The sequence below is a fragment of the Caulobacter sp. GW821-FHT10C03 genome (assembly GCF_059415485.1).
Window position 1 is genome coordinate 99,432 of record NZ_JBWKNI010000006.1, and the last position, 16,387, is coordinate 115,818.

General features: G+C 69.4%; 11 protein-coding genes. 7 read left to right on the forward strand and 4 right to left on the reverse strand.

The window, feature by feature from the left end:
• The first annotated feature begins 3 nt into the window (after positions 1-3).
• The 5 genes from AC07NG_RS09750 to AC07NG_RS09770 are packed head-to-tail and all read left to right on the forward strand — an operon-like array spanning position 4 to position 5,826.
• Positions 4-729 carry a CpaD family pilus assembly protein gene (locus AC07NG_RS09750; RefSeq protein ID WP_492856702.1) on the forward strand — a complete coding sequence of 242 codons (726 nt, stop codon included), beginning with the start codon at positions 4-6 and terminating at the stop codon, positions 727-729.
• On the forward strand, positions 726-2,333 hold the full coding sequence (locus AC07NG_RS09755; protein ID WP_494593635.1) for a cellulose synthase operon protein YhjQ/BcsQ: 1,608 nt from the start codon (positions 726-728) through the stop codon (positions 2,331-2,333). The genes AC07NG_RS09750 and AC07NG_RS09755 overlap by 4 nt, the downstream gene beginning before the upstream one ends.
• Before the next feature lie 6 nt (positions 2,334-2,339).
• Positions 2,340-3,836, forward strand: a complete 1,497-nt coding sequence (locus AC07NG_RS09760; protein WP_492856705.1) for a TadA family conjugal transfer-associated ATPase — start codon at positions 2,340-2,342, stop codon at positions 3,834-3,836.
• Between the two features lie 9 nt (positions 3,837-3,845).
• Positions 3,846-4,823, forward strand: coding sequence for a type II secretion system F family protein (locus tag AC07NG_RS09765; protein WP_492856707.1), 978 nt, complete (start codon positions 3,846-3,848; stop codon positions 4,821-4,823).
• A gap of 13 nt (positions 4,824-4,836) precedes the next feature.
• A complete protein-coding gene (locus AC07NG_RS09770; protein WP_110119573.1) occupies positions 4,837-5,826 on the forward strand; it encodes a type II secretion system F family protein in 990 nt (329 codons plus the stop codon).
• 7 nt (positions 5,827-5,833) lie between these two features.
• Here the strand turns inward: AC07NG_RS09770 and AC07NG_RS09775 are convergent, their stop codons facing one another.
• The 3 genes from AC07NG_RS09775 to AC07NG_RS09785 all read right to left on the reverse strand — a co-directional run bounded on the left by AC07NG_RS09775 (position 5,834) and on the right by AC07NG_RS09785 (position 11,378).
• Positions 5,834-6,859 carry a hypothetical protein gene (locus AC07NG_RS09775; RefSeq protein WP_494593638.1) on the reverse strand — a complete coding sequence of 342 codons (1,026 nt, stop codon included), beginning with the start codon at positions 6,857-6,859 and terminating at the stop codon, positions 5,834-5,836.
• Positions 6,860-6,965: 106 nt separating this feature from the next.
• Entirely contained in the window at positions 6,966-8,483 is a 1,518-nt protein-coding gene (locus AC07NG_RS09780) for a tryptophan halogenase family protein (protein WP_494593640.1), read from the reverse strand.
• A 135-nt stretch (positions 8,484-8,618) separates the two neighbouring features.
• The gene (locus AC07NG_RS09785; protein WP_494593642.1) at positions 8,619-11,378 is read right to left on the reverse strand and encodes a TonB-dependent receptor; all 2,760 of its coding nucleotides are present in this window, start codon (positions 11,376-11,378) and stop codon (positions 8,619-8,621) included.
• A 306-nt stretch (positions 11,379-11,684) separates the two neighbouring features.
• Between AC07NG_RS09785 and AC07NG_RS09790 the strand changes: the two genes are divergently transcribed.
• Together AC07NG_RS09790 and AC07NG_RS09795 are read left to right on the forward strand one after the other, a co-directional pair.
• Positions 11,685-13,520 (forward strand): alpha-amylase family glycosyl hydrolase, encoded by a 1,836-nt coding sequence (locus tag AC07NG_RS09790; protein WP_494593644.1) that lies wholly within the window; start codon positions 11,685-11,687, stop codon positions 13,518-13,520.
• On the forward strand, positions 13,517-15,145 hold the full coding sequence (locus AC07NG_RS09795) for an alpha-amylase family glycosyl hydrolase (protein WP_492856715.1): 1,629 nt from the start codon (positions 13,517-13,519) through the stop codon (positions 15,143-15,145). Before AC07NG_RS09790 ends, AC07NG_RS09795 begins: the two co-directional genes overlap by 4 nt.
• 188 nt (positions 15,146-15,333) lie before the next feature.
• Here AC07NG_RS09795 and AC07NG_RS09800 read toward each other — a convergent pair whose 3' ends face one another.
• A complete protein-coding gene (locus AC07NG_RS09800) occupies positions 15,334-16,383 on the reverse strand; it encodes a LacI family DNA-binding transcriptional regulator (RefSeq protein WP_494593935.1) in 1,050 nt (349 codons plus the stop codon).
• Positions 16,384-16,387: the final 4 nt, after the last annotated feature.

Below are 16,387 nucleotides of genomic sequence, written 5' to 3' on the forward strand. Positions count from 1 at the left end.
GCCATGACGCGATGCAACCTCCAGCGCCTGGCCGCGACCGTCGCGGGCCTGGCCGTGCTCACCGCCCTGTCGGGTTGCGCCTCGGCCATGAACGAGGCGCGCGCCGACGCCGCGCCGATCGCGCCGCCGCCGGCGACGACCGAGACCCAGCAGTGGGAAGATCGCGTGCGCGTCGACTCCGCGCCGGACGAGATCCTGCTGGCCATCCACGCCGAAGGCCTGTCGCAACGCCAGGCCGAGGCGCTCGACGCCCTGGCCCTGCGCGGGATCCAGGCCGAAGCCCGCGAGATCGTCATCGGCGCTCCGGCTGGCGGACGCGACCTCCGGGCCGTCGATCGGATGGTCTCGGCCGCCCGCGCCCGCCTGACCGCGGCCGGAACCGGCGACGCCGACATCCGCGTGACCAGCTACGACGCCGCCGGCGACAAGAGCCCGGTGCTGCGGGTGGGCTATCTGCGCCACACGGTGAGCACGCCCCTGTGCGGCCAGAACTGGGAAAACCTGACGGCCACCCGCAAGAACGACGTCTACGGCAACTTCGGCTGCGCCATCACGGCCAACATCGCCGCCCAGGTGGCCAATCCGCAGGACCTGCTCGGGCCGCGGCCGACCGCCCCGGTCGACGCCGGCCGCCGCGACACCGTGTTCGACAAGTATCGCAAGGGCGAGAAGACCTCGTCGGTTCGTGAGCCCCAGGCGTCCGGGGTCGTTTCGGAGGCGGTGAAGTGACGACTCGCGACCACGACCCCTTCGACCTGGGCTTCGAGGCCGACGACGAGTTCGCCTCGCCGACCGCCGGCGATCCGTGGCGGGCCGCCCCCGCCGCGCCCATGGCCGCGCCCTCAGGCGCCCCTACGGCTGCCTACGCCGCCGCCTCGACCGCTCTCGGCGCCGATCCGTTCGCCGACTTCCCGCCGGCCCGTCCGCGTGTGGAGGCCGCTCCGCCCGTCGCGCCGTCCAACCCGTTCGCCGAACTGGCGCCCGCGGCCGCGGCCGCCTTCGCCGCCGCCCCGGCCGCTCCGGTCGCCCAGGTCGCGTCTCTGGATATCGCCCGCCCGCAGGCCGCGCCCCAGGTCCAGACCTGGTCCGCGCCGCCCGCCGAGGACATCCTGCCCGGCGCCGACGCCACCACCGGCGAGGCCAGCGTGCCGCGCATCGCCATCCACGCCTTCGGCGTGCGGGCCGAGACCCTGGCGATCATCGAGGCCGCCGCCGCCGACCGCCGCATGGCCCGCGCCAGCGTCACCGCCCGCTCCGGCGGGCTGGAAGCGGCCGTCGACTTCTACCAGAACCAGCCGACGCCCTCGCTGGTGCTGGTCGAGACCATGGACTCGGCCCAGCGCATGCTGGCCCTGCTGGACGGCCTGGCCCAGGTCTGCGACCCGGGCACCAAGGTCGTGGTCATCGGCCAGACCAACGACATCGCCCTCTATCGCGAGCTGATGCGCCGCGGGGTCAGCGAGTACCTGACCCAGCCGCAGAGCCCGCTGCACGTGATCCGCGCGGTGTCCGCGCTGTATGCCGATCCTTCCGCTCCGTTCGTCGGCCGCCAGGTGGCCTTCGTCGGCGCCAAGGGCGGGGTGGGCGCCTCGACCCTCGCCCACAACTTCGCCTGGTCGATGGCCGAGCGCGTCGAAGCCGCGACGGTGATCGTCGACCTCGACCTGCCGTTCGGCACCGCCGGCCTCGACTTCAACCAGGACCCGCTGCAGGGCGTGCTCGACGCGCTGAGCCAGCCCGAGCGCCTGGACCCGGTGCTGATGGACCGCATGATGGTCCGCTGCGGCGACCGCCTGTCGCTGCTAGCCGCCCCGGCCACGCTGGAGCAGGACTACGACATCGGCGCCGACGCCTACGAGGAGGTGACGCAGAAGATGCGCGGCGCCGCCCCGTTCGTGGTGCTGGACCTGCCGCACAGCTGGGCCCCGTGGACCCGCCGGGTGCTGGTGGGCAGCGACGATCTCGTCATCGTCGCCACGCCGGACCTGGCCAGCCTGCGCAACGCCAAGAACATCGTCGACCTGGTGCGCCAGGCCCGTCCCAACGACGCGCCGCCGCGCCTGGTGCTGAACCAGGTGGGCGTGGCCGGCCGTCCCGAGATCCCGGTCAAGGACTTCGGCGAGGCCCTGGGCGTGACCCCGTCGCTGGTGCTGCCGTTCGATCCCAAGCTGTTCGGCCAGGCCGCCAACAACGGCCAGATGGTCGCCGAGGTGGCCCCCAAGTCGAAGGCGGCCGAGGGCATCGATCACCTGGCGCGGCTGATCAGCCGCCGCGAGGCGCCGCCGGCGGCCAGGTCGGCGTCCATCCTGTCGGGCCTGTTCAAGAAGAAGTAGGGGCGAATGTTCGGCAAGCGCGATCAGGCCACCGTCACCGAGCGTCAGGCGCCGCCGCCCGCCCCCACGGGCGGCGCGGCCATCGCCACGCGCCCGCAGCGCGTCGAACCGACCGCGCCGCCGCCCGCCCCGAAGGCCTCGGCGCCCGCGCCCAAGCCCACGCAAGGGCTGGAGCAGCTGCGCGCCGCCCAGGGCGCGGCCAATCAGACCGCCAACATCGTCCGTGAGCAGAGCGACTACTACCACGCCACGAAGACGACGATCTTCAACGCCCTGCTCAACACCATCGACCTCTCCCAGCTGGCCCAGCTCGACCAGAAGCAGGCCGCCGAGGAGATCCGCGACATCGTCGCCGAGCTGGTGGCGATCAAGAACGTCTCGATGTCGGTCTCCGAGCAGGAGCACCTGGTCCAGGACATCATCAACGACGTCCTCGGCTACGGTCCGCTCGAACCGCTTCTGGCCCGCGACGACATCGCCGACATCATGGTCAACGGCGCGCACCGGGTGTTCATCGAAGTCTCCGGCAAGGTGCAGCTGACCAACGTCCGCTTCCGCGACAATCTGCAGCTGATGAACATCTGCCAGCGGATCGTCAGCCAGGTCGGCCGCCGGGTCGACGAAAGCTCGCCGATCTGCGACGCCCGCCTTCCCGACGGCAGCCGCGTCAACGTCATCGCGCCCCCCTTGGCTCTCGATGGTCCCACCCTGACCATCCGGAAGTTCAAGAAGGACAAGCTGACGATGAAGAACCTGGTGGAGTTCGCCTCCATCAGCGCCGAGGGCGCGCGCGTCCTGGGCGTCATCGGCGCCTGCCGCTGCAACGTCATCATCTCGGGCGGCACCGGCTCGGGCAAGACGACCCTGCTCAACACCATGACCGCCTTCATCGACCCCACCGAGCGGGTCGTGACCTGCGAGGACGCGGCCGAACTGCAGCTGCAGCAGCCGCACGTGGTGCGCCTGGAAACCCGTCCGCCGAACCTGGAAGGCCAGGGCGCGGTGACGATGCGCGATCTGGTCAAGAACTGTCTGCGGATGCGTCCCGAGCGGATCATCGTCGGCGAAGTCCGCGGCCCGGAGGCGTTCGACCTTCTCCAGGCCATGAACACCGGCCACGACGGCTCGATGGGCACGCTGCACGCCAACAGCCCGCGCGAAGCCATCAGCCGCGTCGAGAGCATGATCACCATGGGCGGCTACGGCCTGCCCTCCAAGACCATCAAGGAGATGATCGTCGGTTCGGTCGACGTCATCATCCAGGCCGCCCGTCTGCGCGACGGCTCGCGCCGCATCACCCACGTCACCGAGGTGGTCGGGCTGGAAGGCGACGTGATCGTCACCCAGGACCTCTTCGTCTACGAGATCACCGGCGAGGACGAGCACGGCAAGGTGCTGGGCAAGCACCGCTCGACCGGCATCGCCCGGCCGCGCTTCTGGGACCGCGCCCGCTACTACGGCCTCGAGCGCGAGCTGGCCGAAGCGCTGGACGCGGCTGAGTAAGAGGCGGCCATGTTCATCCTGATCGCCGTCCTCGGCTTCATCACCATCGCGGGCCTGGGCTTCGTGCTGACGGGCGGCGGCGAAAGCGGCGGCGCCAAGGCCGCCAAGCGCGCCCAGGTGATCGTCGGCGGCGGCGAGCGCCAGGCCGCCGCGCGGGCCAAGGTCGCGGCCAACACCCCCGACGCCCGCCGCAAGCAGATCCTCAAGACGCTCAAGGAACAGGACAAGAAGCAGAAGAAGGCCACCCTGACGATCGCCGCCCGCCTGCGCGCCGCGGGCCTGGGCGAGAACGTCAAGATGTTCTGGATCATTTCCGGCGTCCTTGGCCTGATGGTCATGCTGGTGCTGCTGATCGTGCAGAAGATCCCGCTGGTGGCCCTGGGCGGTGGTTTCGCCGCCGGCTTCGGCCTGCCGCGCTGGGTGGTCGGGTTCCTGGCCGCCAAGCGCACCAAGAAATTCACCGAGGCCTTCGCCGACGCCGTCGACATCATCGTCCGCGGCATCAAGTCGGGCCTGCCGGTGCACGACTGTCTGAAGATCATCGGCAAGGAATGCCCCGAGCCCCTGGCCGGCGAATTCCGGATGCTGACCGAGAACATCGGCATGGGCATGCCGATCGACACCGCCCTGGAGCGCCTCTACGAGCGGATGCCGACCTCGGAAGTGCGGTTCTTCGCCATCGTGCTCAACATCCAGCAGAAGACCGGCGGCAACCTGGCCGAGGCGCTGGGCAACCTGTCGACCGTGCTGCGCGCCCGCAAGCTGATGACCGAGAAGATCAAGGCGCTTTCCGCTGAAGCCGTGGCCTCGGCCTTCATCATCGGCTGCCTGCCGCCGGGCGTGATGGTGCTGATCACCGTCATCGCGCCGGACTACATGACCACCCTGTTCACCGACACCCGCGGGCGGCTGATGCTGCTGGGGGCCGCGATCTGGATGAGCATGGGCATCTTCATCATGCGCCGCATGATCAACTTCAAGTTCTAGGGAGGGACGACGCATGGCCGCGATGCTGACCGACCCCTCGAACCTGCTGACCGCCTTCGTCGCGCTGGTCGTGTTCGCCACCATCATCACCCTGGCCGCGCCGGTGATGAACAGCAGCGGGCTGGAAAGCCGGCTGAAGTCGGTGGCCAACCGCCGCGAGGAGCTGCGCCGCCGCTCGCGCGCGGCCCTGGCCAACAAGGGCGCCGCCGGCGGCGGCACGCTGCGCCACACCGACGAGGGGATGTACAAGACCATCGTCGACCGGCTGCAGCTGTCCAAGCTGCTGGAAGATCCCAAGGTCGTCGACAAGCTGGCCCAGGCCGGCTTCCGCGGTCCCAAGCCGGTGTCGACCTTCTACTTCTTCCGCTTCGTGATGCCGTTCGCCTTCGCCCTGCTGGCGGCGACCTACCTGTTCGGCATCAACGGTTTCGGCCTGCAGACCATGCAGAAGCTGGCCCTGTGCGTGGGCGCCCTGACCATCGGCTACTACGCCCCCAACCTCTATATCCAGAACGTCGCCCAGAAGCGCCGCGAGTCGATCGTCTCGGCCTTCCCCGACGCCCTCGACCTGCTGCTGATCTGCGTCGAGAGCGGCATGTCGATCGAGGCGGCGATCCAGAAGGTCGGCAACGAGGTCGGCTCCAGCTCGATGGAACTGGCCGAGGAGCTTTCCCTGCTCACCGCCGAGCTCTCCTACCTGCCCGACCGCCGCCTGGCCTATGAGGGCCTGGCCCGCCGGACCAACCACCCGGGCATCAAGTCGGTGGCCACGGCCATGATCCAGGCCGAGCGCTACGGCACGCCCCTGGGCGCGGCCCTGCGCGTCATGGCCAAGGAAAACCGCGAACTGCGCCTGTCGGCCGCCGAGAAGAAGGCCGCCAGCCTGCCGCCGAAGCTGACCGTGCCGATGATCGTGTTCTTCCTGCCGGTGCTGTTCATCGTCATCCTGGGCCCGGCGATCCTCAAGATCTCCGACCTGATGGCCAAGAAGCCGGTCGGCTGACGCGGCCTCAGAGGTTCCGCAGCAGGAAGTCGGCGCGATCGCGCACCGCGCCGCTGCGGTCGTCCAGCAGAGAACGGGCGATGTCGGCGGCGTCGGGCATTTCAGCGCGCCGGGCGTAAAGGCCATCCACGGCGACCTTGCGGACGAGCGCGAAGCGATCGCGTACGGCCGCGCGGATCAAGGCGTCCACATCGTGGGCTTCCAGCGGACGTTCCTTGGTCAGCATCACGCGTCGCCGTAGGCCGTAGGCCTTGTCGATCCACTTCCAGCCATAGCCGACGGGCCAGCGGGCGCGGCCGAACACCAGGGTCTCCAGCGCCACGGCCCGGACCGCCGGCATGGAGGCGCTCGCGGCGAGGGCCGGCAGGTGAGCGTCCACGGTCGGAAACCGCAGGATCGCTTGCAGGACGGCGCGGCCGGGGCCTGAGGTCATGGCCTCAAGTTCGCCCGCCAGGTGCTGGATCACGTCGGGACGAGCCAGGGCGGCGTCCAGCACGGCGGCCTCGCTCGTCCACCGGCTCCACGAGTGGCGTCGCTGCAGCAGGTAGTGCGCGGCGCTGGCCACGGCCTCGGGCGGGGCCAGGGGCAAAAGGCGCTCGGCGGCGGCCTGGGCCGCCTGACGCACCTCCGGGACCCAGTCGTTGAGTCGGATGGCGATGGCCAGGAATTCGAAGGCCGCCGCCGGCGGACGGTTCAGGCATTGGAGCGCGGTCTGGCGCAGGTAGCCGTTCGGGTCGAATGCTATCAGCCAGGCGATTTCAGGATGCTGGCGCAAGAGGCGTCGGCCGCGGTCGCGCCGGTCGCCTTGGGTGGAGAGGAAATACCAGCTTTGCTTCGCGCCCAGATTGGCGACGTCGTTGGGCGCGGCGGCGCGCAGGATCGCGAGGGCTTCTTCGGCGTTCGCCTGGTCAAAGGCGACGGGAATGGCCTCTTGTAGCGAGGCCTTGTTGGCCGGAGGGTCCAGCAGAGGCCGAGGCGTCGTTTGGACGCCCGGTCCGGCGAGCCTTTCGATCAGGGTTCTTATCCAGCGCATGGCCGCCTCCTTCGGCGGGCAGCCGTGGACGAAAAGGCGCGAGCGCGCAACTTCAAGCTTGGCCTTTCGGCCTTCTCTCCGAAAAGTTGGTCTCGCGCGTCGGCGATCACTCCGCCGCGCGCGTCTCCGCCTCCGCGCGGACGGCGCCGGCCAGGAAGGCCGCGTGGGTCGGCAGCGCGCTCGCCGTGCGGGCGGCGGCGTGGGCCAGGTCGGCCAGCCAGTCGTCGACGCGGGCGTCCGCAACCGCCGCCGTCATCGGGTGGGCGGCGGCCGGCGTCAGGCCCTGGCCCAGCAGCACCTGCACCCAGCTGGTTTCCTTGAAGAGGTCGTCCTCGTGGCTGAACACCCGGCCGGGGCCGGTGAACAGCGACAGGCGGTCGGCCAGGCTGCCTGGGATCTCCATCGCCTTGCGGCTGGCCCAGAACGGCGTGTCGTCGCGCTCGGTGGCCTTGTAGTGCAAGACGAGAAAGTCGCGGATGCGGGCGTATTCGTCGCCGGTCTGGCGGTTGAACTCGGCGATCAGGGCCGGATCGAAGCCCTGGTCGGGGAACAGGGCCAGCAGGCGCGCCAGGCCCGATTGCACCAGATGGATGCTGGTCGATTCCAGCGGCTCCATGAAGCCAGAGGCCAGGCCCAGGGCCACGACGTTGCGGTTCCAGAACGCCTTGCGGCGGCCGGTGACGAAGGTCAGCAGGCGCGGATCGGCCAGCGGTTCGCCCTCCAGATTGTCCATCAGCACCTGGCGGGCCGTCTCCTTGTCGGTCCAGGCGCTGGAGAAGACGTGGCCGTTGCCGGTGCGGTGCTGCAGCGGGATGCGCCACTGCCAGCCGGCGTCGCGGGCCCAGGCGCGGGTGTAGGGAACAGGCGGCGCGTCGTCGCGGCTGGGGACGGCCCAGGCGCTGTCCATCGGCAGCCAGCGCGACCAGTCCTCGTAGCCGGTCTTCAGCGCCTCCTCGATCAGCAGGCCCCGGAAACCCGAGCAGTCGATGAAGAGTTCGCCCTCGACGCGGCGGCCGTCCTTCAGGGTCACGGCCCGCACGAAGCCGCTGTCGGAGTCCTGGTCGACCGCGACCACCCGGCCCTCGACCCGCTGCACGCCCTGGGCCTGCGCATGGGCGCGCAGATGGCGGGCGTAGAGCACCGCGTCGAAGTGGAAGGCCCAGTTCAGCGGCTCGCCGCCCTCGGGAGCGACGCGGCCGAAGCGCCCGGCGCGGGCGGCCAGGGCGTTGGCCGACCAGGCCCAGAAGTCCTCGCCGACGGTTCCGCGCCGGCGGGCGTCCAGCCACCAGTGGTGGAAGGGCGTGGTGCCCAGCGAGCGTCCGACCTGGCCGAAGGCGTGCATGTAGCGGTGGCCGGGGCGCAGCCAGTCGACGAACTCGATGCCCAGCTTGATGGTGCCCTGCGTCGCCCGCAGGAAGGCGTCTTCGTCCAGGCCGATGAAGGCGTTGAAGAACCGCAGCTGCGGGATCGAGGCCTCGCCGACCCCGACCGTGCCGATCTCCTCGGACTCCACCAGCGTGATCGTGGCGGAAGGGCCCAGCGCCCGGGCCAGCAGGGCCGCGCTCATCCAGCCGGCCGTGCCGCCGCCGACGATGACCAGGTTGCGGATCGGTCCTGCGGTCATGGCGTGCTCCTTGGCGCGACCCGCGGCCGCCTTCTTGCGAGGCGGCTGCGCATCGTCGCGGTCTCCTGAAAAAAGAAAACCCCCGTCGGCGCAGGAAGCCGACGGGGGCGCGAGGACGCGGGGGAAGTTCGCGCCTTAGAACTTGTAGGCGACACCGACGAGGTAGGTGCGGCCGTACTCCTGGTAGTCGATGATCTGGCGCTCATCGCCGTTCTGGTAGGTGACGAAGGGCTCGTTGGTCAGGTTGTTGACCTGGGCCGTCAGCGACAGGCCCTTCAGCGGGCCGTTCTCGAACGAGTAGCCGATCTGGCTGTCGAGCACGGTCTCTTCCTTGACCATCCGGTAGGTGCGGCCGTTGCCGAAGCCGGAGACCTCGCCCAGGAACTTCGAGCGGTAGCGCTCGCTGAGACGGGCCGAGAAGCCGCCCTTCTCATAGTAGACGGTCAGGTTGCCGACGGTCTTCGACAGGCCCGGGATCGGGATCGACGGGTCGCTGAGGCTGTACTGGATCTCGCTCTCGGTGCGCGAGGCGCTGAAGATCGCGCCGAAGCCCTCGAGGACGGGGTGGATCAGCGAGCCCGGCATCGAGACCGTGAACTCCAGGCCCTTGATCGAGCCGCCCTGGCCGTTCTGCGGGATGGTGATGTAGCCCTGGCGCAGCACCGGCTCGGGGTTGGCGCCGATCGGGTAGCCGGTGAAGTCGTGCAGGACGCTGGCGTCGTACACGTAGGTCTTCAGGTCCTTGTAGAAGGCGGCCAGCGAGACATAGGCCTGGCGGCCGAAATACTTCTCGTAGGAGACGTCGATGGCGTTGGCGCGCCACGGCTCCAGCTCAGGATTGCCGCCGCTGCCGCTCCAGGGCGAGTTGGCCAGGCTGGTGCTGGTCGCGAGCGCCGAGTTGTAGCTGTAGTTGGTGCTGGCGCGCATCTGGTCCATCCGCGGACGGGCCAGGGTGCGGGCCGCGGCGAAGCGGATCACCTGCTCGTTGGGCAGGCGCAGCTGCAGGTTCACGCTGGGCAGGAAGTCGACATAGCTGGTGCCGCCCGACAGCTGGGTCTGCTGAGTGGCCGTGCCGGTGCCGCTGGCGCCCAGGGCGTTGGAGCTCTGGTCGGTGTTGACCACCTGGAAGCCGAAGTTGCCGGTCAGGGCGTGGCCGCCGACCTCGGTCTCGATGTTGGCCATCAGGTAGCCGACCGTGACCTTCTCCTCGACTTCCCAGCTCTTGACCAGGACGTCGGCGTTCGGGTTGCGGATCTTGGTGTAGGTCCCGTTGTTGAGCAGCGAGAACGGGTCGTAGGCGACGACGCCCGACAGGCCGGCGAAGCCCAGCGAGGTGACGCCCAGGATGGCGCTCGACGGGATCGTGACGCTGGCCGGGGCGCCGACGACGCTCAGGAACCATTCGTCGTTCACGAGGCCCTTGGTGCGTTCGCTGTAGTTGACGCCGAAGGTGATGCTGGACAGGCCGCTGTCGGGGTTCAGGTCGCGCTTGGCCGAGAAGCGGGCAGCCTTCAGCTCGTCCTCGATGGTCGGCATGTTCAGGTAGCCGTCCTGGCCGCCCGTGACGACGTCGCCGCCCCAGCCCTGCGAGCTGGTCAGCTTGGTCACCGCCGGATCGCCGTAGTTCAGGGCGTTCTTGAAGCTCGCGCCGTGGTCGCTCATCGAGAAGCTGACGGTGTCCAGAGCGCCCAGGGTGTTGCGGCCGGTGCCGGCGTAGGTCTCGAGGATCATGTCGGTGCGCTCGACCTTCGACCAGGAGAGGTCGGTGTCGATGGTCCAGCTGTCGCCGACGCTCCAGCGGTTGTTCCAGCCCAGCGACCAGATGTCGGCGTCGCGGTCGTTGCCGTCGTTGCGGATCACCGGCTTGACGTTGGAATAGGTGGCGTTGGTGATCATGCCGCCCGAGGCGGTGGTCCCGCTGATGGCGGGGCCGGGGCGCGTGCCGTTGGCGTCGGTGGCGCCGCCGCCCCAGGCCAGCGGGATCTCCATGCCGCGCACCAGCTGGTGGTTCTCGAACTTCGAATAGAAGACGTCGAGCGTGCTGGTGAAATTGTCGGTCGGGGCGAACTCGACCGTGGCCATCACGCCGTCGCGCTTCAGCTTGCTCGACATGGCGGTGACCCGCGCGCCGCCGAGCACCAGGTTGCCGGCGCCGTCGGTGGGATAGCCCCAGGCGTTGAAGCGCTGGGCCTGGTAGGGCGACTCCATGTGGGCGTAGCCGATGGCGACGCCCAGCTTACCGTCCATGAACTGGTCGATGTAGGAGATGTTGAAGCGGTTGCCGTGGGCCGACGAGCCCGGGTTCAGCGCGCCGATGTCGTTCCACTCGTAGCGGGCGCCGACGGCGAAGGCGCGCTTGCCGAACTTCAGCGGGCGGATGGTGCGCATGTCGGCGGTGCCGGCCAGGCCCTGGCCCAGCAGCGAGGCGTCGGGGGTCTTGTAGATGACCACGCCGCTCAGCAGTTCCGACGGATACTGGTCGAACTCGACGCCGCGGTTGTCGCCGGTCGAGACCTGCTCGCGGCCGTTCAGCAGGGCGGTGGTGAAGTCCGGGGCCAGGCCGCGGATCGAGATCACCTGGCCGCGGCCGTCGAGGCGCTGGGCGGTCAGGCCGGGCAGGCGGGCGATCGACTCGGCGATCGACACGTCGGGCAGCTTGCCGATGTCTTCGGCCGAGACGGCCTCGACGATCGAGGTCGAGTCCTTCTTCAGCGAGATGGCGCCTTCGATCCCGCGGCGGATGCCGGTGACGGTGATCTCCTCGACGGTGTCGGGTTCGGTGGTCTGGGCGGCGGCCGGCGTGGTTTGAGCCTGGGCGGCTCCGGCGGCGATCATCAGCGCCAGCCCCGTTCCGCCCATCAGCGCCGCGCGGCGCAGCTTGAATCGGATGTCCATGATGTTCCCTCCCGCAAGTGGTGTCCGCGCGGTTCCTCCGCGCCGTGTTGCGCAAATTACTGCAAACAGGTGCCGGCTTTTGCAACTGAAAAATGGATGGATTGTCATGTTCGTTGACTGGGAGGTGCGCTTTCCACTGCTTTCACAGGGTTTTTGCGGCTATTTCGCCACAGTGCGACAACCTTGCCGTTCATGCTCGTGAGGCGAATGGATTGACAGCAGGTCAGCGGCTTTGCAAATCTATGCAAAATTGACGTGGCGACCGGGTCGTCGAAGATCGCGACGCTAGGGATGGAGGGCAGGGGGATGGACACCCGCAATCGGTGGGGGCGGCTGGCGGCCGCGCTCGGCTGCGCCAGCCTCGCCGCGAACGCCGTCCCGGCCGTGGCCGCCGAGACCTTCCGCGCCAGGCTCCCGCAGGACGAGGTGATCTACTTCGTGCTGCCCGACCGCTTCGCCAACGGCGATCCGTCCAACGACCGGGGCGGGCTGAAGGGGGCCAATTTGTCTGAAGGCCGCCTGGCGACCGGCTTCGACCCGGCCGACAAGGGCTTCTTCCACGGCGGCGACCTGAAGGGCCTGGCCGGCAAGCTCGACTATATCCAGGGCCTGGGCGCGACCGCGATCTGGCTGGCCCCGATCTTCGCCAACAAGCCGGTGCAGGGCCCCAAGGGTCACGAGAGCGCGGCCTATCACGGCTACTGGATCACCGACTTCACGACGGTGGACCCGCATCTGGGAACCAAGGCCGACTTCAAGGCCCTGGTCGAGGCCGCCCATGCGCGCGGCCTCAAGGTCTATATGGACATCGTCGTCAACCACACGGCCGACGTCATAAAGTTCAAGGAATGCGAAGGCCGCCGCTGCGACTACCGCAGCAAGGCCGACTATCCGGTCAACCGGCGCGGCGGCGTCTCGGGGGCTGCGATCAACGCCGGCTTTTCGGGCGACGCCGACGGCTCGGCCGGGAATTTTGCAAAGCTCACCCGGCCCGACTTTGCCTACACGCCCTACGTTCCGGCGGCCGAGGCCAGGGTCAAGAAGCCCGACTGGCTGAACGACCCGATCTGGTACCATAACCGCGGCGAGAGCGACTTCGTCGGCGAGAGCTCGCTCTATGGTGACTTCGCCGGGCTCGACGATCTCTACACCGAGAACCCGCGCGTGGTGGCCGGCTTCATCGACATCTACGGCGCCTGGATCGACGAGTTCGGCATCGACGGCTTCCGCGTCGATACCGCCCGCCATGTGAATCCGCAATTCTGGCAGGCCTTCGTGCCGGCCATGCAGGCGCGGGCGGCCGCGCGGGGCATCCCCAACTTCCACATCTTCGCCGAGATCGCCGATCCGGATCCGGTGGCCCTGGCGCGTTCGACCGTGGTCGACGGCTTTCCGGCCGCGCTCGACTTCGCCTTCCAGCAGGCGGCCACCGAGACGGTGGCGGGCAAGGCCGGGACCGACCGCTTCGCCCGGCTCTACGCCGCCGACGCGCTCTATCGCGGCGGCGAGGCGGCGGGTCTGCAGATCCCGACCTTCCTGGGCAATCACGACATGGGGCGGTTCGGCCGCCGGCTGGTGGCGGGCAACCCCGGCGCTTCCGACGACGAGCTGCTCAAGCGCGACGTGCTGGCTCACGCCCTGCTGATGTTCCTGCGCGGCGCCCCGACCCTCTACTACGGCGACGAGCAGGGCTTCACCGGCGACGGCGACGACAAGGACGCCCGCGAGGACATGTTCGCCAGCCAGGTCGCCGCCTACAACGACAACCGCCTGATCGGCGGCAAGCCGGGCTCGGCCGACCGCTTCGACACCGGCGCGCCGCTCTATCGCGCCATCGCCGGCATGGCCAAGGCGCGCGCCGCCGACCCCGCCCTGCGCGGCGGCCGGCAGGTCATCCGCGCCGCCGGCGACAAGCCCGGCCTGCTGGCCGTTTCCCGTATCCTCCAGGGTCGTGAGACCCTGGTCCTGTTCAACACCGGCCAGACGCCGGTGGAGGCCCAGGTCGAGGTCGAGACGACCTCGGCCGCGTGGCGCTCGGTCGTCGGCGCCTGCGCGCCGGCGTCCGCCGCCCCGGGCAGCTACCGCGTGACGATCGCGCCGCTCGACTACAAGATCTGCGTCTCGGAGGGCGCGCCCCAGTGACCATCGAAAGCCTGGCGAACCCCGCCGCGTCTCTTGCTTCCGTCCCCGCCGCCGAATGGTGGCGCGGCGCGGTGATCTATCAGGTCTATCCGCGCAGCTACGCCGACTCCAATGACGACGGGGTGGGCGACCTGCCGGGGATCACCGCGCACCTCGAGCATATCGCCTCGCTGGGCGTGGACGCGATCTGGCTGTCGCCGTTCTTCGCCTCGCCGATGAAGGACTTCGGCTACGACGTCTCGGACTATCGCGACGTCGATCCGATCTTCGGAAGCCTGGCCGACTTCGACGCCCTGATCGAAAAGGCCCACAAGCTGGGCGTGAAGATCATCATCGATCTGGTGTTTTCCCACACCAGCGACGAGCACGCCTGGTTCGCCCAGAGCCGCGAAAGTCGAGATAATCCGTATGCGGATTGGTATGTCTGGGCCGACGCCAAGGCCGACGGCTCGCCGCCGTCCAACTGGCAGTCCGTCTTCGGCGGCCCGGCCTGGACCTGGGACGCCCGACGCGGCCAGTACTACATGCACAACTTCCTGGCCTCGCAGCCGCAGCTGAACCTGCACAATCCGAAAGTGCAGGAGGCCCTGCTCGACGTCACCCGCTTCTGGCTGGAGCGCGGGGTCGACGGCTTCCGCTTCGACGCCATCAATTTCTCGATGCACGACCCGGCCCTGCGGGACAATCCGCCTATGCCGCCGGGCGGCAAGCGCACCCGGCCGTTCGACTTCCAGGACAAGGTCCATAACCAGGGCCATCCGGACATCCCGAAGTTCCTGTCCCGCCTGCGCGCCCTGACCGACCAATATGGCGACCGCTTCTCGGTGGCCGAGATCGGCGGCGACCGGGCCGACGAGGAGATGAAGCGGTTCACGGCCGGCGAGGATCACCTCAACAGCGCCTACAGCTTCCTCTACCTCTATGCCGACGAGCTGCGCGACGAGCTGGTGCGCAGCGGCGCCACCGACTGGCCGGGCGCGCAGGGCGAGGGCTGGCCGTCCTGGACCTTCTCCAACCACGACGCCCCGCGGGCGGTGTCGCGCTGGGCGCGGGGCCGCGACCGCAAGGCTTTCGCCGAGATGGCCCTGCTGCTGCTGATGACCCTGCGCGGCAACGTCTTCGTCTATCAGGGCGAGGAGCTGGGCCTGCCCCAGGCCCATGTGCCGTTCGAGCGGCTGGTCGATCCGGAAGCCATCGCCAACTGGCCCCAGACCCTGGGCCGCGACGGCGCCCGCACCCCGATCCCGTGGAAGGCTGGCGCGATCAACGCCGGCTTCTCCACCGTCGAGCCCTGGCTGCCGGTCGATCCGGCGCACCTGCCGCTGTCGGTCGACGCCCAGGAAGCCGACCAAGGCTCGACCCTGCACGTCGCTCGCCGGCTGATCGGCCTGCGCGCCCAGTGGCCGGCCCTGAAGACCGGCGGCATGCATCTGGTCGACACCAACACCCCGCTGCTGGTGTTCGAGCGCGGCGAGGGCGAGGCGGCCCTGCTGTGCGTGTTCAACATCGGCTTCGAGGCCGTGGCCTGGGACCTGCCGGACGGCTGGACGGTGGTCGACAGCGTCAATCTCGGCGCGCCGGGCTCGGTGCCGCCGCTGGGCGGGCTGCTGGCGAAGCGGGGGTGATCTCTCACCCCAATTCTCCCGTCATTCCCGCCCTTGTGGCGGGAACCCCTCTGTCAGCCGCAGGTGCGAGTGAGGCGGACCGCCAGCGGTCCGCTTGCGTTTCCCACGCTAGCGGAACCAGGGGTTCCCGCCACAAGGGCGGGAATGACGGGCTGAAAGGTGAGGGGAAGGGTGGGCAGCAGGAGCGGCTACCCCCCGCAGCTCTCGCGGATGATCAAATCCGTCGGCACGCGCTCGGACCGGCTCGCGCCCTGCCCGCTGGCGTCCAGCAGCTTCGAGACCATCAGCCGCCCCGCCTTGGCCGTGTCCTGCGAGATCGTCGACAGGGCTGGGCGCGAGTAGCGGGCGAAGGGCACGTCGTCGTAGCCGATCACCGAGACGTCGCCGGGCACCGACAGGCCGGCATGCTGCAGGGCGCGGATGGCGCCGAGCGCGATCAGGTCGGAGGCGGCCACGACGCCGTCGAACTTCACGCCGCGCTGGATCAGGCTGTCGATGCTGGCCTCGGCCGACTCGACCTCGAAGTGGGCCGGCACGATCAGGTCGGGATCGACGCCCAGGCCGAACTGCTCGACCGCGTCGAGATAGCCGCGGTGGCGCTGCATGGCTTCCGGCGCCTCGGTGTCGCCCAGGAAGACGATGCGCTTGCGGCCGAGGCGCGCCAGATGCAGCGTCGCGCGCTTGGCGCCGAGGGGATTGTCCGAACCCACCGAGCAGTAGGCCTGGTCGGGCAGCTGCGCGCCCCAGACCACGAAGCGGGCCTCGGTCTCGGCCAGGCGGTTGAAGGCGGTGTGCAGCCAGGACTGGCCCAGGAAGATCACCCCGTCGGCGCGGCTGGTGGTCATGGCCGCCGACAGGTCCTCGAAGCTGCCCGGGGCCACGTGGCTGACCAGGATATCGCAGCCGCGCTCGCGGGCCGCCTCGCCGACGCCGGCGAACAGTTCGAGGAAGAAGGGATCCGAAAGGCGTCCCTCGCGGTGCTGCGGACGCGGCACGACGATGGCGATCGTGCCCTCGGCGCCGATCGGGCCGGCGGGCATGTAGCGGCGGAACGGATAGTCCATCTCGCGCGCCAGCTTCCAGATCAGCTGCTTGGTGCGCTGGTTGACGGCGGGGCTGTCGTTCAGCGCCCGCGAGGCGGTGGAGATCGAGACGCCGGCCATCCTGGCCAGGTCTTCCAGACGCGTCGCCCCCTTGCTCACCGTTCCCCGTCCCCGTGCGTTTTCGCGGCCGCAAATTTTG

What these genes read in the sequence shown, in the direction of transcription:
- AC07NG_RS09770 (WP_110119573.1), top strand. Translation starts at nt 4,837, where the DNA reads ATGGCCGCGATGCTGACCGACCCCTCGAACCTGCTGACCGCCTTCGTC.
- AC07NG_RS09785 (WP_494593642.1), bottom strand. Translation starts at nt 11,378, where the DNA reads ATGGACATCCGATTCAAGCTGCGCCGCGCGGCGCTGATGGGCGGAACG.
- AC07NG_RS09750 (WP_492856702.1), top strand. Translation starts at nt 4, where the DNA reads ATGACGCGATGCAACCTCCAGCGCCTGGCCGCGACCGTCGCGGGCCTG.
- AC07NG_RS09790 (WP_494593644.1), top strand. Translation starts at nt 11,685, where the DNA reads ATGGACACCCGCAATCGGTGGGGGCGGCTGGCGGCCGCGCTCGGCTGC.
- AC07NG_RS09780 (WP_494593640.1), bottom strand. Translation starts at nt 8,483, where the DNA reads ATGACCGCAGGACCGATCCGCAACCTGGTCATCGTCGGCGGCGGCACG.
- AC07NG_RS09760 (WP_492856705.1), top strand. Translation starts at nt 2,340, where the DNA reads ATGTTCGGCAAGCGCGATCAGGCCACCGTCACCGAGCGTCAGGCGCCG.
- AC07NG_RS09775 (WP_494593638.1), bottom strand. Translation starts at nt 6,859, where the DNA reads ATGCGCTGGATAAGAACCCTGATCGAAAGGCTCGCCGGACCGGGCGTC.
- AC07NG_RS09765 (WP_492856707.1), top strand. Translation starts at nt 3,846, where the DNA reads ATGTTCATCCTGATCGCCGTCCTCGGCTTCATCACCATCGCGGGCCTG.